Source organism: Streptomyces sp. NPDC044003 (assembly GCF_056435185.1).
On record NZ_JBWKFA010000001.1, the window covers coordinates 308,651 to 330,998 of the forward strand.

The following is a 22,348-nucleotide window of genomic DNA, read 5'->3' on the forward strand; positions in this document are numbered from 1 at the left end:
CCGGGGAAAGGACGCGATGCCATGCCGGAGACCGCATCCACCACCCGGGCCCCGGACGCCCTCCTTCCGTCCCTCGCGCCCCTGCTCCACGAATGGCTGCCACGGCAGCGCTGGTTCGCGGGCAAGGGCCGCCGGGTCACCGGATTCACGCTGGACGCGGCCACCGAGCTGCTGCCCCTGGACGGCGCGGGACCCGGCCTCCTCCATCTCCTCGTACGGGTCGAACAGCCGGGACGCCCGGCCGGAACACCCGCCGACTGCTACCAACTCCTCCTGGGCGTACGGACCCAGCTCCCGCCCCGCCTCGGCCCCGCCCTGATCGGCCGGATCCGGCAGGGCCCGCTCGCCGGACGGGCGGTGTACGAGGGCCTGCGCGACCCACGCCTGGCGGGGCTCCTGTACGAGCGGCTGCGCACCCCGGGCCGCACCGGCCCGCTGCGCTTCCACGCCACGACGGCCCTGCCCCCGGCCCTGGCCCCCCGCATGCTGGACGCGGAACAGTCCAACTCGTCCCTCGTCTACGGAGATTCGTTCATCCTGAAGATCTTCCGGAGGGTCAGCCCGGGCGCCAACCCGGACCTGGAGCTGCCGCTGGCCCTGAGCCGGGCCGGCTGCGCACGCGTCCCCGCCCCGGTCGCCTGGTTCGAATCGGGAGCCTCCACCCTCGGCGTCCTCCAGCCCTACCTGCGGGACTCCCGGGACGGCTGGCGGCTCGCCCTCGACGCCCTCGCCGACGGGCGGGAGTTCACGACGGAGGCGCGCGCTCTCGGCCGGGCCACGGCGGAGGTGCACCTGGCTCTCGCCGAGGCGCTCCCCACCCGTCGACTCGCCCGCGCGGAGACCGAACAGCTGGCCGCCGCGATGGACCGGCGGCTGCACGCGGCGGCGCAGGCCGTGCCGGCCCTGCTCCCGTACGTACCGGGCCTACGGGCCGTGTTCGCCGCGGCGAGCGGTGGGGCGGCGGTGCAGCGCATCCACGGCGACCTCCACCTCGGGCAGACCCTGCGGGGCTCCGACGGCGGCTGGGCCGTCATCGACTTCGAGGGCGAACCGGCGAAGCCGCTGGACGAACGGCGCAGCCCGCAGCCGGCCGTCCGCGACGTCGCCGGCATGCTCCGCTCCTTCGACTACGCGGCCCGCACGCACCGGCCCTGGAACGCGGACTGGGCGGCGCGGTGCCGGGCGGCGTACTGCACGGGCTACGCGGAGGCGGCGGGGGTGGACCCGCGGGCGGACCCGGCGCTGCTCCGGGCCTACGAGACGGACAAGGCGGTGTACGAGGTCGTGTACGAGGCCCGGCACCGACCGGACTGGCTCCCGGTCCCGATGTCCGCCATCGAACGCCTCGCAACCCCATGAGCCTCCGGCGCGTGCGGCGCCCCCGCCCGCCCCCCGTTGCGGGCCCGCGCCCCGCCGTTGTGGGCAGTCGTTCCGCTGGGGCGGAACGGGTGGGCACAACGGACCCGCGCCCTGCCGGCGCCAGAGGCTTCCGAGCCTGGACCCGCACCCCGTGTGCACCGTCGCTTGTGGTGCGGGTCCAGGCTCGGAACGCGGAGGCGCCCGCAGAAGGCGCCGTCCCGTGTGCCCACCCGTCCCGCCCCAGCGGGACGATTGCCCACACGGGGGTGGGCAGGGGCGCCGCCCACGCGGGCGCGGGCCCCGACCCGTTCGGCGCAGTCGGGGGACGGCCCGCACCGCGTCCCGCCTGCGGCAGCCCGACGCGCCCCGTTCGGCCGAGTGTCCCCCGTCACCGCACCACCGTTCCGTACCCGTACCCCCTTCCCCTGTCCTCAGGAGGCACCCCCGTGACCCCCCGTCCCGCAGGCAAGACGTCCCGCTCCGTGCGGAAGGCGCCGGCGCTCGATCCCGGCGACCGGGCCCGGCTGCTCGCCGGGGAGCACCATGACCCGCACGGCGTGCTCGGTGCGCATCCGGTCAAGGGCGGGGTCGTCATCAGGGCGCTCCGCCCCTGGGCCAAGGAGGTCGCCGTCCTGACGAAGGGCAAGCGGCTCCCGATGGACGACGAGGGAGACGGCCTCTTCTCGGTGTTCGTCCCGCTGCTGCGGAAGGTGCCGGCGTACGAGCTCCGGGTCCGGTACGACGGGGACGAGATGCCCGTCCACGACCCGTACCGCTTCCTCCCGTCCCTCGGCGAGCTCGACCTGCATCTCATCGGCGAGGGCCGGCACGAGGAGCTGTGGACGGCGCTCGGCTCCCACCCGATGACCCACGAGGGTGTCACCGGCACCCGTTTCGCCGTGTGGGCGCCGAACGCGCGCGGGGTGCGGGTCACGGGTGACTTCACGCACTGGGACGGCACGGCGCTGCCGATGCGGTCACTCGGTTCGACGGGCGTGTGGGAGCTGTTCGTGCCGGGGGTCGGCGAGGGCGCCGTCTACAAGTACGACATCACGCGGCCCGACGGTTCGCACACGGTCCGCGCGGACCCGATGGCCCGCCGTACGGAGTGCCCGCCGAACACGGCGTCGATCGTCACGGCCTCGCACTACACGTGGGACGACGCGGAGTGGATGGAGCGGCGCGGGTCCCGCCCGCCGCACGAGGCGCCGATCTCCGTCTACGAGGTGCATCTGCCGTCGTGGCGGCCGGGGCTGACCTACCGGCAGCTGGCCGAGCAGCTGCCCGCCTACGTCCGTGATCTCGGGTTCACGCACGTGGAGTTCATGCCGGTCACCGAGCACCCCTTCGGCGGCTCCTGGGGCTACCAGGTCACCGGGTTCTACGCGCCGACGGCCCGCATGGGCACCCCCGACGACTTCCGGTTCCTCGTCGACGCGCTGCACCGGGCCGGGATCGGCGTGCTGATGGACTGGGTGCCCGCGCACTTCCCGAAGGACGACTGGGCGCTCGCGGAGTTCGACGGGCGTCCGCTGTACGAGCACGAGGACCCGCGCCGTTCGCACCATCCCGACTGGGGAACCCTCGAGTTCGACTACGGCCGCAAGGAGGTGCGGAACTTCCTCGTCGCGAACGCCGTGTACTGGTGCCAGGAGTTCCACATCGACGGGCTGCGGGTCGACGCGGTGGCGTCGATGCTCTACCTGGACTACTCGCGGGAGCACGGCGAGTGGCTGCCGAACGAGTTCGGGGGCCGGGAGAACCTGGACGCGGTCCGCTTCCTGCAGGAGATGAACGCCACCGTCTACCGGCGCTGCCCCGGTGTCGTCACCTTCGCCGAGGAGTCCACCGCCTGGGACGGGGTGACGCGGGCGACGGACCAGGTGGGTCCGGGCGGCTTCGGCGGTCTGGGTTTCGGCATGAAGTGGAACATGGGCTGGATGCACGACTCGCTGGAGTACGTGCAGAAGGAGCCGGTGCACCGCAAGTACCACCACCACGAGATGACGTTCTCGATGGTGTACGCGTACAGCGAGAACTACATCCTGCCGATCTCGCACGACGAGGTGGTGCACGGGAAGCGGTCGCTGGTGTCGAAGATGCCGGGCGACTGGTGGCAGCAGCGGGCGAACCACCGCGCCTATCTGGGCTTCATGTGGGCGCACCCCGGCAAGCAGCTGCTCTACATGGGGCAGGAGTTCGCGCAGGGGGCGGAGTGGTCGGCGGACCACGGCCCGGACTGGTGGCTGCTCGATCCGGCGTACGGGGCGGAGGCGGACCACCGGGGGGTGCGGGATCTCGTCCGGGACCTGAACACGGTGTACACGGGGACGCCCTCGCTCTGGGAGCGGGACACCGCCCCCGAGGGGTTCCAGTGGGTGGTGGGGGACGCGGCCGAGGACAACGTCTTCGCGTTCCTGCGCTTCGACGGCTTCGGTGCGCCGCTGCTCGCGGTCTGCAACTTCTCGCCGGTGGTGCGGCACGACTACCGGCTCGGGGTGCCCGACGCGTTCGCGGCCTGGGCGGAGGTCCTGAACACGGACGCGGCCCGGTACGGGGGTTCGGACGTGGTCGGCACCGACCCGGTGAAGACCGAGTCGGTGCCGTGGCACGGCCGTGAGGCGAGCGTACGGATGACCCTGCCGCCGCTCGCGACGGTCTGGCTCAGGCCGGCCTGATGACGCCCATCCGCTGAGTGGCCCGGGTGAGCGCCACGTACAGGTCGTTGATCCCGTGCGTGGCGCCCTCCCGGATGCCGTCGGGGTCGACGACCAACACCGTGTCGAATTCGAGGCCCTTCGCCTGCCGGGGGTCGAGGAGGACGACCGGGCGGGTGAGGTCGGGCTTCGGGCCGTACGCGGCCTCGGGGAGCGCCGCGATCAGGCCGGGGTGGAACTCGGCCGGGGCGATGACGGCGATCCGGCCCTCCTCGCGGAGTTCGGCGGCGACCGCGTCGGCGGCCTCCTTGACCGGGTCGTCGACGGTCCGGTCCCAGGGTTCGACGCCGGTGGAGCGGACCGAGCGGGGCGGTTCGAAGCCGGGTTCGGCGGCCCGCCGGGTCTCGGCGGCGACGGCCATGATCTCGGCGGGGGTGCGGTAGTTGACGCCGAGGCGGACGTGGTCCCAGCGGTCCTCGACGTACGGGCCGAGGATGCTCTGCCAGGCGCCGACGCCGGCCGGGTCGCCGGTCTGGGCGGGGTCGCCGACGAGCGTCATGGAGCGGCTGGGGCTGCGACGCATGAGGAGCCGCCAGGCCATGGCGGAGAGCTCCTGGGCCTCGTCGACGATGATGTGGCCGAAGGCCCAGGTGCGGTCGGCGGCGGCCCGCTCGGCGGCGGTGCGGTGGTCGGCCTCCTCGTGGCGTTCGGCGAAGCGTTCGGCGTCGATGATGTCGTGGGCGGAGAGGACCTCGGAGGCGTCCTTGTCGAGCTCCTCCTTGTCCTCGAACTCGTAGGTGCGGGAGGCGAAGGAGACGTCGAGGACGCCCTGCGCGTACTGGATCTGCTTCTGGCGTTCGGCCTCCTCGGCGGCGCGGAGGGCGGAGTCGTCCTCGCCGAGGAGTTCGGCGGCCTCGTCGAGCAGCGGTACGTCGGCGGGGGTCCAGGGTCCCCCGTCGCGCCGGATCGCGGCGGCGTCGTCCTCCGTGAGGTGGGTGGGTTCGGCGAGGTAGTCCGCGAGGAAGGCCTGCGGGGTGAGTGCCGGCCAGAGGGTGTCGATCGCGGCGTGGACCTCGGGGTTGGCGGCGACGCCCTTGGCGAGCAGGGCGATGTCGTCGGGGCCGAGGAAGTTGGGGCCGCCGTAGGGGTCGGCGCCGATGCGGTCGGCGAGCTGTTCGGCGAGCGCGTCGAGGATCCGGAAGACGAAGTAGGGCCGGGCGAGGTTGTGCGGGAGGAAGGTCTCGCGGGCCTTGTGGCGGGCTTCGAGGGCCATGTCCCAGTCGATGACCAGGTCGCCGTCCTCGTGCGGGACGATCAGCGGCTCGCCTCGCTCGGGGACCTGCTGCCGGTCCCGTACGGCCGCGGAGAGGGCGTCGGCCATGGTGGCGGCGCCCTTCACGGCGGCGGCGCGCGGGCTGTCGGTGCCGGTGGCGCGGACGCCGGGGAAGAGCTCGGCGGGGGTGGCGAGGAGGACGCCGGTCTCGCCGAGGGAGGGCAGGACGTTGCCGATGTAGCCGAGGAAGGCGGGGTTGGGGCCGACGATGAGGACGGCCCGCTTGGCGAGCTGCTCGCGGTGCGCGTACAGGAGGTAGGCGGCCCGGTGCAGGGCGACGGCGGTCTTGCCGGTGCCGGGGCCGCCCTCGACGACGAGGACCCCGCGGTGCGGGGAGCGGATGATGGCGTCCTGCTCGGCCTGGATGGTCTGCACGATGTCGTGCATGCGGCCGGTGCGGGCGGCGTCGAGCGCGGCGAGCAGCACCTCGTCGGCGTTCCGGCTCTCGTGGCCGGTGCGGGTGGCGTCGGCGAGGTCGAGGACCTCGTCGTGGAGGGAGACGACCTCGCGGCCCTGGGTGGTGATGTGGCGGCGGCGGGAGAGGCCCATCGGCTCGTAGCCGGTGGCGAGGTAGAAGGGGCGGGCGATCTCGGCGCGCCAGTCGACGACGAGCGGCGTGCGGTTCGGGTCGTCCTCGCGGATGCCGAGCCGGCCGATGTGGTGGTCGCGGCCGTCCTTGAAGACGAGCCGGCCGAAGCAGAGCCCGCTCTCCCCGGCGTTGAGCGCGGCGAGCAGCCCCGACTGCTCGGCGACCATCACGTCCCGTTCGAGGCGGCCCTGGCTGCTGCCGACCCCGGGGGTGCGGAGCGCCTGCTCGACGGCGGCTTCGGCCTGGTCCCTGAGGTCGTCGAGTCGTGCGTAGAGATCGGTGATGAATTGCTGCTCATTCCGAAATTCCTCGGTTGACAATTCGACTCCCGGCGCGATACAGTGCGTTTATTGAACTTCTCCGCGTCTTCGGTATGCCTGGACACGGAATCCATCAATATACGCGAGGCAATACCCCGACTGTCAATTCTAGTCGGGGTATTTCTGTATGCCTCGGTATCGGCGGCGGGCCCCCGCTAGGCCAGTACGTCCTCCAGGTCGGCCAGGAGGCGGCGCTTCGGGCGGGCACCGACGATCGACTTCACCGGCTCGCCTCCCCGGAAGACCATGAGGGTCGGGGCCGCGAGGACTCCGTACCTCCGGGCGGTCTCCGGGTTGCGGTCCACGTCGATCTCCACGATCCGCAGCCGCTCCGCCTGCTCCACGGCGATCGCGCCGAGCACCGGCTTCAGCTGCCGGCACGGCCCGCACCACTCCGCCGTGAACTTCACCAGGACCGGCAGCCCTGCGCCCAGCACCTCCGTGCCGAAGTCCGCGTCCGTGACCTCGGCCACGCCCTCCGCGTACGTCGTCATCTCCGTCACCCCTCCGTCTCCGTCTCCGTCAACGCTCCGAGTTCGCACCGGGGCTCCGGGCCGTGCGGCAGCTCCGCCTCGGCCCGCAGCAGCTTGGGCGCCCACCTGGGCGCGTACCGCCTGGAGCTGTTCGATGAGCCCGTCCAGTTCGGCGAGCTTCCGCCGGTAGACGGCGATCGACGCGGGACAGGAGTCCCCCGCCGGATGCCCCGCGCGCAGGCAGTCGACGAACGGCCGCGTCTCCTCCAGCTCGAACCCGAAGTCCTGCAGGGTCCTGATCTGCCGGAGCAGCCGCAGGTCGTCCTCGTCGTACGTGCGGTACCCCTGCTCCGTACGCCCGGCGGTCAGCAGACCGCGGGACTCGTAGTACCGCAGGGTCCGCGTGGTCGTCCCGGCCCGCTCGGCCAGCTCTCCGATGCGCATGTCCCCGACGGTAGGCCTTGACGCCGACGTCAAGGCAAGGAGTCAGGGGGCGGCCGGCGGCAGGAGCGGCTTCCGGACCACCGGGGAGGACAGCACGATCGAGGTCGTGGTCCGGCCGAGGGCCGAGGTCTGCTCCAGGATCTCTTCCAGGTGGATGGTGTCGGTGACGGCGACCTTCAGGATCCAGCAGTCCTCGCCGACCACGTGGTGGACCTCAAGAACCTCGGGGCGCGCGGTCAGCTCCAGGGTGCGGGGGTGCTTCAGGTTGTAGCCGCCGTGCGGGTTCACGCGGATGAAGGCCTGGATGCCGTAGCCGAGCACGGCCGGCGCGACGTGCGCGCCGTAGCCGGTGACCGCCCCGCCCGCCTCCAGACGGCGGACGCGCTCGGTCACGGCCGCGGGGCTGAGCCGGACGCGGCGGCCGAGTTCGCTCAGTTTGATGCGGCCGTCGGTCTGGAGGAGGTCCAGGATCTGCCGGTCGATGGGGTCGAAAGCGGCCGCCGAGGTTTCGTCGGTGGCGGCGCGCGAATGCCGTGGTTCCTTCGGCGGGACGGCCTGCACTCCCATGTTTCCCCCTTCAATCGGCGAGCGCACAACGTAACACTTGTCCTCGAAAGCAAGAGGGAGTCGGGAAGTTGGGGAGTGGGGAGCCATGGACGTTCTGGTCATCGGCGGGAACCGCTATTTCGGAAAGCGGCTGATCGCGCTCCTCCGGGAATCCGGGCACCGGATCACGGTGCTCAACCGGGGTTCTTCCGCCGCCCCGGAGGGAATCGAGCAGCTGGTCGCCGACCGCGACGACGAGAACGCACTCGCATCCGTGCTCGCGGGCCGCTCCTTCGACGTCGTCGTGGACCAGGTCTGCTACACCCCGCGCCAGGCGGAGATCGCCCGGCGCGTGTTCGCGACGCGCACCCGGCGCTATGTCATGACGTCGACGGTGGAGGTGTACGAGTACGAGGACTCGGCCGTACCCGTCGCCGAGTCCGCCCTCGACCCGGCCACGGTGACCGTCGACACGGGCCTGCCCTGGGAGGACCCCGAGTTCCTCGGCGCGCACTACGGGGAGGGCAAGCGGCAGGCCGAGGCGGTCTTCGCGGCGGACGCGCCCTTCGCGTGGACCTCGGTGCGGGTGGGGCACGTCCTGGGCGGCGCGGACGACTTCACGGGTCGGCTCGATCACTACGCGCGGCGGATCCGCGCGGGCGAGCCGATCGCGGTGCCGGTGGTGAACCACCCGGCGACCTATGTGTACGTGGAGGAGATCGCCGCGTTCCTCGCCTGGGCGGTCGGGGCGGAGTTCACCGGACCGGTGAACGCGCACTCCCACGGTCCGCTCACCACGGCCGACATCTGCGCGGAGATCGAGAAGCTGGTGGGCGGCCGGACGGTGTTCCAGGAGGTGGAGGTCGGCGAGGTCTCGCCGTTCTCCTTCGCCCGCTCGTACGGGATGGACAACTCCCGCGCGGTTTCCCTGGGTTACTCGTTCAGGGATTCCGGCGAATGGCTGGCGAAGGCGGTAGCCGAGACGATGGGGGCGGAGCACTGATGCGGTACCGGATGCTGGGGGACGTACGGGTCGGGGCGATCGGGTTCGGCACGATGCCGCTCTCCATCGAGGGCCGGCCGGACGAGGCACGGGCCGTGGCCACCGTGCACGCGGCGCTGGAAGCGGGGGTGACGCTCCTCGACACCGCCGACTCCTACCACCCGCCGGGCGGCACACCGGGCGAGGGCGAACTCCTCGTGGCCCGGGCCCTCGCCTCGTACGGCGGCGGCACGGACGGTGTACTCGTGGCGACGAAGGGCGGCCGGGGGCGGACGGCCGACGGCGACTGGACCGTGGACGGCCGGCCCGAGCACCTGCGGCGGGCGGCGGAGGGCTCGGCGCGGCGGCTCGGCGGCGACGCGATCGGCCTGTACCAGCTGCACAAGCCGGACCCGGCGGTCCCGTACGCCGAATCGCTGGGAGCGGTACGGGAGTTGCTGGACGCGGGCACGGTGAGGCTGGCGGGCGTCTCGAACGTGGACGCCGGGCAGATCCGGCTGGCCCGCGAGATCCTCGGCGACCGTCTGGTCGCCGTGCAGAACCGCTACTCGCCGGCGGTCCGGGACAGCGAGGCGGAGCTGCGGCTCTGCGCGGAGCTGGGGCTCGCCTTCCTGCCGTGGAGCCCGCTGGGCGGGATCTCGCGCAGCTCCCTGGACGGGGCGTCGGCCCTGGAGGAGGACCCGGAGTTCGGCGCCTTCCACCGGGTGGCGCGGGCCCGGGGGGTCAGCCCGCAGCGGGTGGCCCTGGCCTGGCTCCTGACCCGCTCGGACACGGTCCTCCCGATCCCGGGCGCGAGCCGCCCGGAGACGGTCCGGGACTCGGCGGGGGCGGCGGATCTGCGGCTCTCGCGGGAGGAGCTGGCGGAGCTGGGGAACTGAGGGAGCTGGGGGAGCTGAGGGAGCTGGGGGAACTGAGGGAGCTGGGGGAGCTGAGGGAGCTGAGGGAGCTGGGGAACTGAGGGAGCTGGGGAGCGCGCGCCCTGGAGGTGGGCCGCGCCCTACGGGGGCCTGGGAGGTGCAGTCGCGTTCTCCCGGGGGCCTGGGGGCGCGTCACGCCCTAACCGGGCCTTGGGGGGGTTGTCGCGTCCTCCCGGGGCCTTGGGGGCGCGTCACGTCCTCCCGGGGCCTTGGGGGGGGTGAGTCGCGTCCTCCCGGGGCCTTGGGGGGGTGAGTCGCGTCCTCCCGGGGCCTTGGGGGGGGTGGGTCGCGTCCTCCGGGGCCTTGGGGGCGCGTCACGTCCCCCCGGGGCCTTGAGGGGGGTGGGTCGCGTCCTCCCGGGCCCGGATCCGGCTCAAGGCCCGGGAACCGGAAGGACGCGAGTCCCCCCGAGCGGTCAGACGCCCGCTCGGGCCTTTTCGTCGCCTTCCTCCGTGCGCTGGTCCGGGAGCACCGTCTCCGCGTGGTCGTCCACCAGGGTCTTCTCGTCGAACGGGACCCGGCCCGCGAGGACCTCCGCCGCCCGCGCCTTGTCGATCTCCTTCGTCCACGTGCCGACGAGCACCGTCGCCACCGCGTTCCCCGCGAAGTTCGTGAGGGCGCGCGCCTCGCTCATGAAGCGGTCGATGCCGACGATCAGACCCACGCCGTCGACCAGCTCGGGCCGGTGCGACTGGAGGCCGCCCGCGAGGGTGGCGAGGCCGGCGCCGGTGACGCCCGCCGCGCCCTTCGAGGCGATGATCATGAAGACGAGGAGCGAGATCTGCTCGCCGATCGAGAGCGGGTTCCCCATGGCCTCGGCGGTGAACAGCGAGGCCATCGTCAGGTAGATCGCGGTGCCGTCGAGGTTGAAGGAGTACCCGGTCGGCACGGTGATGCCGACGACCGGCTTGCTGACCCCCAGGTGCTCCATCTTCGCGATGAGCCGGGGCAGCGCGGACTCCGAGGAGGAGGTGGAGAGGATCAGCAGGAACTCGCGGCCCAGGTACTTCAGGAGCGACCAGATGTTGATCCCGGCGATCAGGCGGAGCAGCAGGCCGAGGACCACGAAGACGAAGAGTCCGCAGGTGACGTAGAAGCCGATCATGATGACGGCGAGCGACTTGAGCGCGGCGGCACCGGTCGCGCCGACGACGGCCGCGATCGCACCGAACGCGCCGACCGGAGCGGCCCACATGATCATGCCGAGGATGCGGAAGACGAGCTTCTGGATGTGTCCGATGCCCCGCAGGACCGGCTCCCCTGCCGCACCCATCGCCTGGAGCGCGAAGCCCGCGAGCAGCGCGACGAGCAGCGTCTGGAGGACCTCGCCCTCGGTGAAGGCGGAGACCAGCGTCTTCGGGATGATCCCCAGCAGGAAGTCCGGGGTCGACTCGCTCGCGCCCTCGGCCTGCTTGGCGCCCGCCTCGGCGATCTCCTTGGTGAGGTGGAGGCCGGAGCCGGGCTCCAGGAGGTTGCCGACGAGCAGGCCGATCGCGAGTGCGACGGTCGACATCACGAGGAAGTAGCCGAGGGCGAGGCCGCCGACGGCACCGACCTTCGCGGCCTTCCGGACGGATCCGACGCCGAGCACGATCGTGCAGAAGATGATCGGCGAGATCATCATCTTGATCAGGTTGACGAAGCCGGTGCCGAGCGGCTTGAGCTCGACGGCGACGCCCGGCGCCAGGAAACCGACCGCGATGCCGAGCAGTACGGCGCCGATGACGGCCAGATACAGATAGTGGGTGCGGTCCCGTCGTGCGGCCACGGGGTCCTCCTCGTGCTGATGGGTGTCCACGTCCCGGTGGACCTCCGCGACTATCCATCAGCCTGTGACCCGGGTCACGGTTGCGTACGTTTCGTTCACGACCGAAACGACGGACCCCCTCTCGGGAAGGGCACGATTCGGGAACGCCATACCCCCCGCGCACGTTCCCACGTGCACACTTACCCGCATGCGTTTCCCCCTCCCCCGCCCCCGCAGCCTCGCCGGCCAGCTCTTCGCGATGCAGGTCGTCCTCGTGGCCGTCGTCGTGGCGGGGTGTGCGGTCTTCGCGTACCTCACGGACCGGACGCAGGCCGAGGAGACCGCGCGGCGCCAGGCCACGGCGACCGCCGCCGCCGTCGCCGACTCCCCGTCCGTGGCCGCCGCCGCCCGCTCCGCCGACCCGTCGGCCGTCCTCCAGCCGTACGCCGAGTCGCTGCGCCGCCACGCGGGCGTCGCCTTCGTGGTGATCATGGCCCCGGACGGCACCCGCTGGACGCACCCGGAGCCGGCGCAGATCGGCCGCACGTACCTCGGCCACATAGCGGAGGCCCAGCAGGGCCGGTTCTACTCGGAGACGCACCTGGGCGTCCTCGGCCCCTCCGTGCGGACGGTGGCGCCCGTCTTCGACGGCGGCCGGGTCGTCGCCCTGGTCAGCGCGGGCATCACGATCGACAAGATCAGCGAGCAGGTACGGGAGCAGGTGACCGCCCTGCTCGGCATGGCGGGCGCGGCGCTCGCGCTCGGCGGCGCGGGGACGTTCGTCGTGAACGCGCGCCTGCGCCGCCACACGCACGGCATGAACGCCACCGAGCTGAGCCGGATGCACGACTACCACGAGGCCGCGCTGCACGCGGTGCGGGAGGGGCTCGTGATGCTCGACGGGCGACGGAGGATCGCCCTCATCAACGACGGCGCGCGGGAGCTCCTCGGCCTGGACGAGGGGGTCGTCGGCCGGCCGGCCGCGGACCTCGGCCTGCCGGCACCGCTGACCGGAGCGCTGCTCTCCTCGGAGCCGCGCGTCGACGAGACGCACCTGACGGCCGAGCGGGTGCTGGTCGTGAACACCCGCCCGGTGGTGGGCGGGGAGCGGCGCGGCACCGTCGTCACGCTCCGGGACCGCACCGAACTCCAGGCACTTTCCGGAGAGTTGGACTCCGAGCGGGGCTTCACGGAGGCGCTCCGCTCGCAGGCCCACGAGGCGGCGAACCGGCTGCACACGGTCGTGTCGCTCATCGAACTGGGCCGGGTGGCCGAGGCCGTGGAGTTCGCGACGGCGGAACTGGAACTGGCGCAGGCGCTGACGGACCGGGTGGTCGACGCCGTCGGCGAACCGGTCCTCGCGGCGCTGCTGCTCGGCAAGGCGGCGCAGGCCAACGAGCGGGGCGTGGAGCTGGTCCTCACCGAGGACAGCCGCATCGACGACGGCCGGGTACCGGCGGCGCTGCCCTCCCGGGACCTGGTGACGATCCTCGGCAACCTCATCGACAACGCGGTGGAGGCGGCCGGCGGGACCCCGCACGCGCGCGTGACGGTCACCGTCGCGGCCCGCGCGGGCGACGGGGAGCTGCTGCTCCGGGTCGGCGACAGCGGCCCGGGCGTCCGCCCCGCCGACCGGGAGGCGGTCCTCGGGCGCGGCTGGTCCACCCGGGGCCCCGGCCGCGGCCTCGGGCTCGCCCTGGTGGGCCAGGCGGTCACCCGCGCCTCGGGCACGCTGCAGCTGACGGACGCGGTGGAGGGCGGCGCGGAGTTCACCGTACGACTTCCGCTGCCGGCACCCCTGCCGCGGGAGCCCCGACAGCACGAACACGGGCTGGCCCCCACGGAGGGCCGGGGCGCCCACGGACCGGGCGCCACCGAAGGCCCGAACGACCACGGGCCGGGCGCCACCGAAGGCCCGAACGACCACGGGCCGGGCGCCACCGAAGGCCCGAACGACCACGGGCCGAACCACGCTGAAGGCCTGAACGGCCACGGACCGGACCACGCCGAAGGCCCGGGCGTCCCGGCACAAGGTCGCCCGCGCGTCTCCGGCCACGCCGGTGGCCTGGGCGGCCCCGGCGGTCCAGGTGCCGCCGCCGGCACCGGTGACCCCGGCGCTCCCGGCGCTTTCAGCCGTCCCGGCGGCCCCGCTCCGGGCGCACCCGGCGCTCCCGGCGCCTCCGGTCGGCCAGGAGTGCCCCACACCCCCCGTCCCTCCGAGCCGGAGGTGGACGCGTGAGTGCGATGCCCCTCCGCGTTCTCGTCGTCGAGGACGACCCCGTCGCGGCCGATGCCCACGCGCTCTACGCCGGGCGCGTCGAGGGCTTCCAGGTCGTCGGGGTCGCGCACTCGCGGGCCGCCGCCGTGCGGATCCTCGACCGGACGCCGGTCGACCTGATCCTGCTCGACCTCTATCTGCCCGACGGGCACGGCCTCCAGCTCCTCCGCTCCCTGCGGGCCGCCGGGCACTCCGCCGACGTCATCGCCGTGACCTCCGCCCGCGATCTGGCGATCGTCCGCGAGGGCGTGTCCCTCGGCGTCGTCCAGTACGTCCTGAAGCCCTTCGCCTTCGCGACACTCAGGGACCGGCTCGTGCGGTACGCCGAGTTCCGGGCGGCCGCCGGAGAGGCCTCCGGGCAGGACGAGGTGGACCGGGCCCTCGCCACGCTCCGGGCCCCGCACCCCGCCACGCTCCCGAAGGGGCTGAGCGCCCCGACGCTCGAAGCGGTCACCCGTACCCTCCGCGCCACCCCGGCGGGGCTCACGGCCACCGAGGCCGGTGCGGCCGTCGGGATCTCCCGGATCACCGCGCGCCGCTATCTGGAGCACCTGGTCACGGAGGGCCGGGCCGTGCGCGCCCCGCAGTACGGTCAGATCGGGCGGCCCGAGCTCCAGTACCGCTGGCTCGACGGCCGGGTGCGCTGAGCGACCCCGCGGTTACCGACCGGTTCCCATGTTCCTACGACGACGCACGTTGGGGGAACGCACCGTAGCCAGCCGTCACTTTTGGTATCTACCGTGACGGGGTGCACCAACCCTCCCCTCCCTTCGACTCCCGTGCCGCGCGCCGGCTCCGCGAGGCCCTCGGCATGACCCCCGGCCATGTCGCGTACGGCCTGCGGGCGCAGTACGGCCTCCTGGTCGACCCCGACGCCGTGGTCGCCTGGGAGCGCGGCCTGGCGGTCCCGGGCGAGCAGGAGCTCACGGCCCTCGCGGGCGTCCTGTGGTGCTCTCCCGCGGAGCTGATCGCCGCCCCCACCACCCTGCGCGAGCACCGGGTGGCGCGCGGACTCTCGGTCGAGGAGCTGGCCCGGCGGACGGGCGTGGCGCCCGCCGCGTACCAGCGGATGGAGGACGAGGGCCGCTGGCGCGGCAACGAACGCCAGACGGTCGCCCTCGCCGAGGCGCTCGGTCTCGGCCCGCGCTCCCTGATCACCGCGACCGGTGGCGACGAGTCCCTCGCCGAGCTGTTGCGCGACGCGGCGACGACCCGCTGGCAGGCGTATGTGAAGCCGACGGCGAAGCTGGTGCCGCTGCCCAGGCGGATCGTGGAGGCCGCACTCCGGGAGCTCCACACGGAGTACCACGCACGGATGGCGGCGACCAGCAGCTGGGGCGCCTCCGGGGCGACCGGCGACGAGGGGCGTGCCTACCTGGACGAGATCACCGGCCACTTCTGGGCGGCGGTCGGCCCGTAACCGGGGAACCGGCCCTTACATTGGCGCCGTGAGACGACACATATCCTTCGACCGACTCCACAACTTCCGTGATCTGGGCGGCTATCGGACCGCCGACGGCGGGACCGTGCGGTGGGAGACCCTCTACCGCTCCGACTCCCTCGGCAAGCTCGCGGACGCCGGCCCGGCCGACCTGGAGCGCTTCCGCGCGCTGGGCGTGGCCACGGTGATCGACCTGCGCTACCCGTGGGAGATCGCCGGCAAGGGCCGCCTTCCGGAGGCCGAGGAGGTCTCCTGGCACAACCTCTCCATCGAGCACCGCCCCTACGACCAGGAGGCGATCGACCCCGCCCTCGATCCCTGGCGCTATCTCGCCGACCGCTTCGCCGAGGTCGCCGAGGACGGGGCGGCGGAGCTCCGCACGGCCCTGGAGCTGATCGCCGCCGCCGAGGGGCCGCTCGTCTTCCACTGCGCGTCGGGGAAGGACCGTACGGGTCTGCTCGCGGCCGTCGTCCTCGGCCTCCTGGAGGTCCCCGACGAGGCGATCCTCGCGGACTTCGCGCTGACCGAGCTGGCGACGGAGCGGCTGATCGACGACTGGCGGGCGACGCATCCGGGCCGGGAACCGCGCTGGCCGGGCTACGGCCGGGCGCCCGCCGACATCATCCGGCTGTTCCTCGCGGACCTGCGGGAGCGGTACGGCTCGGTGTACGGGTACGTCACCGGCCATGTCGGTCTCGACCCGGCGGCGGTGACGGCGCTCAGGGCCCGTCTGGTGGAGATCCCGTAGCCGCCTCCCCCGGTCGTCGGGGTCAGTAGGATCACGGCGGGCAGAGGGCGCGACGGCGCCGTGGGGGGCTGTGATGGAACCGCTCGACGACTCCGAGCCGACCTCGGTCGGTCCGTACCGGCTGCTCGCCGCGCTCGGCAGCGGCGGCATGGGCCGTGTCCTGCTGGGCGCGGCCCACGACGGCCGGCTCACCGCCGTCAAGCAGGTGCACGGCCGGTTCGCCGCCGACGACGGCTTCCGGGCCCGGTTCCGGCGCGAGGTCGCCGCCTCCCGCAAGGTGTCCGGCGCGTACACGGCGGCCGTGATGGACGCCGACGCGGACGCCGAACTCCCCTGGCTCGCCTCGGTGTTCGTCACCGGGCCCTCGCTGGGGGCGGCGGTGCGGGAGGCCGGTCCGCTGCCCGAGGCGGCCGCGCGCAGGCTCGCGCTCGGCCTGGCGACGGCGCTGGTCGAGATCCATCGGGTGGGGCTGATCCACCGCGACCTCAAACCGGAGAACGTCCTGCTCGCGGAGGACGGGGTCCGCGTCATCGACTTCGGGATCGCGCGGGCGGCGGAGGCCTCGGACGCCGGGGATCCGACGCGGCTCACGCAGACCGGCTGGGTCATCGGCTCCCCTCCGTTCATGTCGCCCGAGCAGGCGGAGAGCCGGGAACTCACGCCCGCGAGCGATGTGTTCTCGCTCGGCACGATCCTGGTCCTCGCGCTGACGGGCGAGTCGCCGTTCGCCGGCGCCTCCACCTTCCGGACGCTCTCCAACGTCGTGCACGGCGTGCCCGATCTGAGCGGGCTGCCGGCGGGGCTGCGCGGGATCGTCGAGGAGTGCCTCGCCAAGGACCCGGCGGACCGGCCCACCCCGGCCCGGCTGATCGAACTCCTCGGCCCGGTCGCACCGGCCGCCCGCGTCTGGCCCCCGGCGGTCCACGCGATGATCGCCGAACAGCGGGCCCGTATCGGCGCGTTACTGGGCGAGGCCCCGGAGCCGACGGCGGTCGTGCCGCCGCGCGAGACGGTACCGGTCCCGGTGCCGGTCCCCGATCCGGCGCCGGACACGATCCCCGCCCCCGCGCCGGACACTGTTCCGGTCACGGCCCCGGCGCCTGCGCCCGTTTCGGGGGAGCCGGTACGCCGACGGGGGCGCGGGAGACTCGTCGCTCTGGTGACGGCGGGGGTGCTGGTCGTGGCGGGGGCGGGGGTCGGCGGGTACATCCTGCTGAGCGGGCCCCCCGCGGACACGTACCGGACGTTGCCCACCTGCGTGGACACGTCCGTCCAGCTTGCCTCGTACACGCGGGAGACCGAGCGGGACTTCTCCCTCACCCACGCCGACGGCCCCGAGACCCGCTGCTTCTGGAAGGGCATCGGCTCGAACGCGACCGCCGAGGTCTGGTGGAACCTCAAGCTCACCACGGCCACGCACGGCAACGCGACGGACCGTCAACGGGCCGAGTTCGCCCAGCAGTCGACCGGCGGCCGAACGGCTGACCTCGACTTCGGCGACGAGGCCTACTGGTCACCCCCGTCCTCCTACGAGAACTGCTCCCTGCGCGTGCGCGACGGGAACCTCGTCCTCCGCGTCGCCGTCGGCGGCGGGACGGACACCGGGAAGGCGTGCGAACCGGAGGCCGTGGACTTCGCCAGGTCCGCGCTCGCCGAGATGCGCTAGGGGGGTGTCCGGAAGGTCCCGTGGGGTGCTGTGCGGGACCTTCCGGACACCCCCTGGGGCCGAACCCGTCAGTCCGCCCGGTCGAAGTCGAAGAGCTGGCCCGCCGCGTCCGGTGCGCACGGCGCCTGGGCGAGCCGGGCCCAGGCCGCCGAGCGGTCGCCGACGACGGTGACGCAGCTGCCGGGGGTCGCCGAGTCCACCGGGACGATCCGGTAGCCCTCGACGGGGGTGCCGTACGCCTCCAGGGTGAAGGACTCGACCCGGGTCGGGTCGCCGCACTCGGAGTCCTCGTACGCAGCGTCGGGTATCCGGCCGCCGGAGGGTATGCCGGAGCATCCGGGGCCGAAGTCGGGGTGGTCCGAAACGATCCTCCAGCGGCCGCCGCCCAGCTCCGTCAGCGAGTAGCCCGGGAGGCCCGCGGCGGCGCACGGCAGCTGGTGGACCTGGCCGGTGCGGGTGCCGCGCCGCTCGCCGAGGCAGAACTCGGTGCCGGTCACCCGGATGCGGACGTCGCCGGCGGCGGGGGCGGTGGGGGTACGGGGCGGGTGCCCGGCGTGGCCGTCCTTCAGGAAGGCGACGACGCTGACGCCGGCGAGCACGAGCCCGGCGAGCGCGACCGCCGCGACGAGGACGCGTCGCATCCGGGACCGGGGCCCCGGCCGGTCCCCGCCCGCGTCGCCGTCGGGGCCCTCGGAGCCTTCGGCGGCGCCGGGCCAGGCGGGCGCGGCCGTTTCCCCGGCGTCGGGGCCCGGCTCGTACACCCCGCGGGCCGCGAGTGCGTTCCGTACCGTCCGCCAGTCCTTCGCCTCGGCCGGCGCGAGCCCGCAGGCGCGGACGAAGGCGGCGAGGAGCTCCTCGCGGGGCAGGGTCGGGCGGGACAACATGTTGGCCACCGTGGAGCGGGGCAGGACGTCGCCGTGTGCCTCCGCGCGCGCCGACAGCTCGCGGTAGGTCAGTCCCGACCAGTCCTTGAGGGCCTGGAGGCGCCCGAGGAACTCGGCGGGGCTCCGTGCCTCCCGTGGATCAGGAGCGTGCTCCCCGGGCGTCATCCGCGTCTCCCCCCCTCGGCCGGACAGGATTGGGACATGTCCGGGACAGGCCCAAGCCTTGTTGATCTCGCGCCGGGGCTCAAGAGTGGAATCCGGCATTTCCGGGGGAGATGCCGAGCACGGCGGAGTGGCCCCGACCGGCCTCGGGGGGACGGTCGGGGCCACTCGGGCCGTGCGGGGTTTGGGGCCGCGGGTCCGGGTCCGGGTCCGGGCGGTCCGGGTCGTTTTCACTAAGAGATGTTCCGTAGTTCAGGCGCAGTCGATCTTGAGGTTGTGGAGTACGGCGACGGCGTGGGGCGGTGGCGTTGGAGTGCTGCCGGCGCCCGCGGTGCCGGCGTAGGACCTGGAAGTCCTTGAGGCGGGCGATGGCGTGTTCGACCCTGGCCCGTCGTTTGGCGAACGCCTTGCTCTTGGTCTTGCTGGTGAGGACGTCGGGGGCGGCACGGTATGCGCCGTCGCCGATGAGGAGGCGGTGTCCGGCGAGCTGGTCGACCGCGACCACCGTGCGTACATCCGTGCGACATGTCGCGAGTATTGGTGAATGTGTGCGTAGTCCGCCTGTGCGTGCGAGGCGTTCCCTAGGTTGATCCGAAGCCGGGGTGCTGCGGAGAGGAGGTGACGGTCATGCGGGCTGCCCAGACGGCACGGAGGTTCCGGGGAAAGAACAAGGCCCCGAAGTGGACCAAGCCCGATGGCGGGACGGCGTCGGTGATGGTGCTGCCCCTCGCCGTCACCGACCCCGGTGGCCTCGCCCGGCTGGACAGGCTGTTCGGCACGATGTGGACCGTCAAGCGGGCCGTCCAGCGGGACGCCCGCGCCAAAGTGGACGCCTACTGGGCCGCGTCCCACGAGCGCGAACGCGGCGGGGCGAAGGCCGTACGGCAGCGCCTCGGCCTCTCCCGTGAGGCGCTGGAGCGCTGCGCGTACAAGCATCTGGAGGGCTCGGGGCACCTCAAGCACCACGCCTCCAAGGCCCTGGCGATGCACATGGCCGACGAGGTGTGGAACGGCGTGCAGCGGCACCTGTTCCCCGACGCCACCGGGAAGTATTTCGGACGGCCGAAGATCGGCCGGTGGCACGACTTCACCCGTATCCCGGGCCGCGCCCGCTCCCACACGACCGAGAAGAAGTGGGAGACCTTCCGCCTGGTCGGCTCCCTGCACGGCCACACCCTGGCCTATACGTCCGGGGGCCGGCAGGGGGTGCGGCAGCCGCGCCGGATGCCGACGCCTGCCGTCCCGGCCGGCACTGTGCCCACGGGGAAGACGACCGGCTCGGGCAAGCCCCTGATACGCAAGGCGACATGGTGGGACCACACCGGCCCGCTCGCCGTGGTGTTCGCGGGCGGCCCCGACAGCGCGGCCGGTGACCTCGTGCTCCCCGTCCGCGTACCGCAGGCGCCGGGGCAGTGGGCACGGGCGGAACACTTCCTTGCCGACCCCGGCCGCTGGCACAAAGTAGACCTTGTCCGCCGCTGCAAGGCGTCCGCTCCGGGCGGCTGGGTGTACGAGGCGCACCTGATGGTCCTCGGCCCCGGCCACACCGCCCCGGCCGTGCAGCGGATGCGGGAAGACGCTGCCGCCCTGAACCGGGTCGGCGGAGTGGACGGGAATGTCTCGAACCTCTCCGTCGTCTCCTTCCCCACCAGCCTGGACCCCGCCGAAGGCGGCCCGGCGTCCACGGAGATCACGCTCACCAGCGCCGAGCGCGCCCTGCTGGAGAAGCAGGCGAAGAAGCGACGGGGCCGGGCGCGGGCGCTGGAACGCTCCCGCCGGGCGACCAACACCGGCCAGTACGGGCTGTCGAAGAAGCAGACCCGCCGCGCCGACCAGCGGGTCTCCAAGGGCCTGCCGGAAAGGGCGGTCGCAGTCCCGGGCGGTGCCCGCGCCGCCCGTACGGACGGGGTGCCCAGGCAGGCGCACCGGCGCGACCGGCTGTCCGAGGGCTACCGGGAGCTGCGCTCCCGCCAGGCCGAAGCCGCCGCCAGCGCAGCCGAGCACCGCAGGTTCCGCGCCCGCCGGATCGCCCGGCAGATCATCGCCGCGCACGGCCCCGTGCTCGTGGTGGAGGACTGCGACATCCGCACCTGGTACCGGCTGTGGGGCAAGCGCCTGTCCCAGACCACGCCAGGCATGTTGATCTCCGCCCTCGATGTCGAGTGCCGGGCAGCGGGCGGCAGGCTCGTCCGGGCCTCCACCTGGTCCACCGCCCTGTCCCAGCACTGCCCGTGCGGCCAGCGCGTCTCCAAGACACTGCGGGACCGCGAGCACACGTGCACCGCCTGCGGCCTCGCCGGCAAGCGCGACCTCGTCACCGCCGCTCTCGCCGCGTTCGTCCGCCTCACCGACGTGGACGACCCCACCACCGCGTACCTGGACACCGCACTGTCCCGGCAGGCGCAGATCGTGTACGGACAAGGGCTGGAAGAAGCCCTGCGTGAGTCAACCACACCGTGCCAGAACACCCCTCGGGGTGCTGGTCGCGTGGCAGTCCCCCGCCAGCGGGAGACCTCTGCTCACCGAACCGCCGCAAGGCGGCCCCGAGCGACCCCGGATGAGACACGCCCCGTGCGTGACCACGCCGGAAAGCCCGGACGCCGCCCCGGCTGCCACCCGCAGCTCACCCTCTGGTGAATCGCGGAACAAGTCTTAGAAGACCGACTCCGCCTCGCGCATGCGGTCCTCCGGGACCGTCTTCAGCTGGGTCACGGCCTCGGCCAGCGGCACCATCTCGACGTTCGTGCCGCGCAGTGCCGTCATCCGGCCGAAGTCGCCGGTGTGCACGGCCTCCACCGCGTGCCAGCCGAAGCGGGTCGCGAGCACCCGGTCGTACGCGGTCGGCGTGCCGCCGCGCTGGACGTGGCCGAGGATGACCGGGCGGGCCTCCTTGCCGAGGCGGCGCTCCAGTTCGTACGCGAGGGCCGTGCCGATGCCCTGGAAGCGCTCGTGGCCGAACTGGTCGATCTCGCCCTTGCCGTAGTCCATCGTGCCCTCGGCGGGGTGCGCCCCCTCGGCGACGCAGATGACGGCGAACTTCTTGCCGCGGGAGAAGCGCTCCTCGACCATCTTGACCAGGTCGGCCGGGTCGAAGGGGCGCTCGGGCAGGCAGATGCCGTGGGCGCCGCCGGCCATGCCGGACTCCAGGGCGATCCAGCCGGCGTGCCGGCCCATCACCTCGACGACCATGACGCGCTGGTGGGACTCGGCGGTGGTCTTGAGCCGGTCCATGGCCTCGGTGGCGACGCCGACGGCGGTGTCGAAGCCGAAGGTGCGGTCGGTGGAGGAGATGTCGTTGTCGATGGTCTTGGGGACGCCGACGACGGGCACGCCGGCCTCGTGGAGCATCCGGGCCGCGGTGAGGGTGCCCTCGCCGCCGATCGGGACGAGCGCGTCGAAGCCGCTCTTCTCGATGAGCTCCTTGGCGTTGTCGCAGGCCGCGCGGAAGCGGTCGCGCTCCAGGCGGGAGGAGCCGAGGATGGTGCCGCCGCGGGCGAGGATGCCGCTGACGGCGTTGAGGTCGAGGGCGCGGTAGCGGCCGTCGAGCAGGCCCGCGTAGCCGTCCTCGAAGCCGATGACCTCGTCGCCGTAGTGGGTGACGGCCCGGTGCACGACCGACCGGATCACTGCGTTCAGGCCGGGGCAGTCGCCGCCTGCGGTGAGAACTCCGATGCGCATCGTGCTGTGTCTCCTGCTCGGTCGCGGTCCGTTATGAGCCACCGCAATTCTCACACGCTCCGCCTGACGGGCGCGCTCGTCGCCCGTCAGCGCGTCCCTGCCG

Annotated in this window: 15 protein-coding genes and 2 pseudogenes; 10 read left to right on the top strand and 7 right to left on the bottom strand. The window is 73.2% G+C overall.

From position 1 onward, the window contains the following. The first annotated feature begins 21 nt into the window (after positions 1-21). A complete protein-coding gene (locus tag AC07AW_RS01370; protein WP_478813484.1) occupies positions 22-1,359 on the top strand; it encodes a maltokinase N-terminal cap-like domain-containing protein in 1,338 nt (445 codons plus the stop codon). 446 nt (positions 1,360-1,805) lie between these two features. Next, complete coding sequence (gene glgB / locus AC07AW_RS01375) at positions 1,806-4,037, top strand: 1,4-alpha-glucan branching enzyme (protein ID WP_478813485.1); 2,232 nt, start codon at positions 1,806-1,808, stop codon at positions 4,035-4,037. Here glgB and AC07AW_RS01380 read toward each other — a convergent pair. The 4 genes and pseudogenes from AC07AW_RS01380 to AC07AW_RS01395 all read right to left on the bottom strand — a co-directional run bounded on the left by AC07AW_RS01380 (position 4,024) and on the right by AC07AW_RS01395 (position 7,742). Then, entirely contained in the window at positions 4,024-6,258 is a 2,235-nt protein-coding gene (locus tag AC07AW_RS01380; RefSeq protein WP_478813486.1) for a HelD family protein, read from the bottom strand. The genes glgB and AC07AW_RS01380 overlap by 14 nt on opposite strands. 155 nt (positions 6,259-6,413) lie before the next feature. Further along, entirely contained in the window at positions 6,414-6,752 is a 339-nt protein-coding gene (locus tag AC07AW_RS01385) for a thioredoxin family protein (RefSeq protein WP_478814365.1), read from the bottom strand. 5 nt (positions 6,753-6,757) lie between these two features. Beyond that, a pseudogene (locus tag AC07AW_RS01390) lies at positions 6,758-7,175 on the bottom strand (MerR family transcriptional regulator). Between the two features lie 42 nt (positions 7,176-7,217). Continuing rightward, positions 7,218-7,742 (bottom strand): Lrp/AsnC family transcriptional regulator, encoded by a 525-nt coding sequence (locus AC07AW_RS01395; RefSeq protein ID WP_478813487.1) that lies wholly within the window; start codon positions 7,740-7,742, stop codon positions 7,218-7,220. An 85-nt stretch (positions 7,743-7,827) separates the two neighbouring features. On the opposite strand from AC07AW_RS01395, the gene AC07AW_RS01400 reads away from it, so the two are divergent. Together AC07AW_RS01400 and AC07AW_RS01405 are read left to right on the top strand one after the other, a co-directional pair. Next, positions 7,828-8,724, top strand: coding sequence for an NAD-dependent epimerase/dehydratase family protein (locus tag AC07AW_RS01400; RefSeq protein WP_478813488.1), 897 nt, complete (start codon positions 7,828-7,830; stop codon positions 8,722-8,724). Beyond that, the gene (locus AC07AW_RS01405) at positions 8,724-9,602 is read left to right on the top strand and encodes an aldo/keto reductase (RefSeq protein WP_478813489.1); all 879 of its coding nucleotides are present in this window, start codon (positions 8,724-8,726) and stop codon (positions 9,600-9,602) included. The genes AC07AW_RS01400 and AC07AW_RS01405 overlap by 1 nt, the downstream gene beginning before the upstream one ends. Positions 9,603-10,056: 454 nt before the next feature. On the opposite strand, the gene AC07AW_RS01410 is transcribed toward AC07AW_RS01405, so the two are convergent. After that, positions 10,057-11,409, bottom strand: coding sequence for a cation:dicarboxylate symporter family transporter (locus AC07AW_RS01410; protein WP_478813490.1), 1,353 nt, complete (start codon positions 11,407-11,409; stop codon positions 10,057-10,059). A gap of 187 nt (positions 11,410-11,596) precedes the next feature. Between AC07AW_RS01410 and AC07AW_RS01415 the strand changes: the two are divergent. The 5 genes and pseudogenes from AC07AW_RS01415 to AC07AW_RS01435 form a co-directional block, all read left to right on the top strand. Further along, positions 11,597-13,180 (top strand): annotated as a pseudogene (locus AC07AW_RS01415) (sensor histidine kinase); the annotation flags it as partial. A 452-nt stretch (positions 13,181-13,632) separates the two neighbouring features. Continuing rightward, on the top strand, positions 13,633-14,313 hold the full coding sequence (locus tag AC07AW_RS01420; RefSeq protein WP_478814366.1) for a response regulator: 681 nt from the start codon (positions 13,633-13,635) through the stop codon (positions 14,311-14,313). A gap of 164 nt (positions 14,314-14,477) precedes the next feature. Beyond that, complete coding sequence (locus tag AC07AW_RS01425; protein ID WP_478814367.1) at positions 14,478-15,086, top strand: helix-turn-helix domain-containing protein; 609 nt, start codon at positions 14,478-14,480, stop codon at positions 15,084-15,086. Between the two features lie 28 nt (positions 15,087-15,114). Further along, on the top strand, positions 15,115-15,855 hold the full coding sequence (locus AC07AW_RS01430; protein WP_478813491.1) for a tyrosine-protein phosphatase: 741 nt from the start codon (positions 15,115-15,117) through the stop codon (positions 15,853-15,855). A 73-nt stretch (positions 15,856-15,928) separates the two neighbouring features. After that, entirely contained in the window at positions 15,929-17,521 is a 1,593-nt protein-coding gene (locus tag AC07AW_RS01435) for a serine/threonine-protein kinase (RefSeq protein WP_478813492.1), read from the top strand. Positions 17,522-17,589: 68 nt separating this feature from the next. Here AC07AW_RS01435 and AC07AW_RS01440 read toward each other — a convergent pair whose 3' ends face one another. Further along, positions 17,590-18,570 (bottom strand): RICIN domain-containing protein, encoded by a 981-nt coding sequence (locus AC07AW_RS01440; protein ID WP_478813493.1) that lies wholly within the window; start codon positions 18,568-18,570, stop codon positions 17,590-17,592. 624 nt (positions 18,571-19,194) lie between these two features. Here AC07AW_RS01440 and AC07AW_RS01445 point away from each other — a divergent pair. Further along, on the top strand, positions 19,195-21,204 hold the full coding sequence (locus tag AC07AW_RS01445; protein ID WP_478813494.1) for a zinc ribbon domain-containing protein: 2,010 nt from the start codon (positions 19,195-19,197) through the stop codon (positions 21,202-21,204). A gap of 15 nt (positions 21,205-21,219) precedes the next feature. On the opposite strand, the gene AC07AW_RS01450 is transcribed toward AC07AW_RS01445, so the two are convergent. Continuing rightward, positions 21,220-22,245 (bottom strand): ATP-dependent 6-phosphofructokinase, encoded by a 1,026-nt coding sequence (locus AC07AW_RS01450; protein WP_478813495.1) that lies wholly within the window; start codon positions 22,243-22,245, stop codon positions 21,220-21,222. Positions 22,246-22,348: the final 103 nt, after the last annotated feature.

What these genes read in the sequence shown, in the direction of transcription:
- AC07AW_RS01370 (WP_478813484.1), top strand. Translation starts at nt 22, where the DNA reads ATGCCGGAGACCGCATCCACCACCCGGGCCCCGGACGCCCTCCTTCCG.
- AC07AW_RS01385 (WP_478814365.1), bottom strand. Translation starts at nt 6,752, where the DNA reads ATGACGACGTACGCGGAGGGCGTGGCCGAGGTCACGGACGCGGACTTC.
- AC07AW_RS01395 (WP_478813487.1), bottom strand. Translation starts at nt 7,742, where the DNA reads ATGGGAGTGCAGGCCGTCCCGCCGAAGGAACCACGGCATTCGCGCGCC.
- AC07AW_RS01400 (WP_478813488.1), top strand. Translation starts at nt 7,828, where the DNA reads ATGGACGTTCTGGTCATCGGCGGGAACCGCTATTTCGGAAAGCGGCTG.
- AC07AW_RS01405 (WP_478813489.1), top strand. Translation starts at nt 8,724, where the DNA reads ATGCGGTACCGGATGCTGGGGGACGTACGGGTCGGGGCGATCGGGTTC.
- AC07AW_RS01420 (WP_478814366.1), top strand. Translation starts at nt 13,633, where the DNA reads ATGCCCCTCCGCGTTCTCGTCGTCGAGGACGACCCCGTCGCGGCCGAT.
- AC07AW_RS01425 (WP_478814367.1), top strand. Translation starts at nt 14,478, where the DNA reads ATGACCCCCGGCCATGTCGCGTACGGCCTGCGGGCGCAGTACGGCCTC.
- AC07AW_RS01435 (WP_478813492.1), top strand. Translation starts at nt 15,929, where the DNA reads ATGGAACCGCTCGACGACTCCGAGCCGACCTCGGTCGGTCCGTACCGG.
- AC07AW_RS01440 (WP_478813493.1), bottom strand. Translation starts at nt 18,570, where the DNA reads ATGACGCCCGGGGAGCACGCTCCTGATCCACGGGAGGCACGGAGCCCC.
- AC07AW_RS01445 (WP_478813494.1), top strand. Translation starts at nt 19,195, where the DNA reads ATGCGGGCTGCCCAGACGGCACGGAGGTTCCGGGGAAAGAACAAGGCC.
- AC07AW_RS01450 (WP_478813495.1), bottom strand. Translation starts at nt 22,245, where the DNA reads ATGCGCATCGGAGTTCTCACCGCAGGCGGCGACTGCCCCGGCCTGAAC.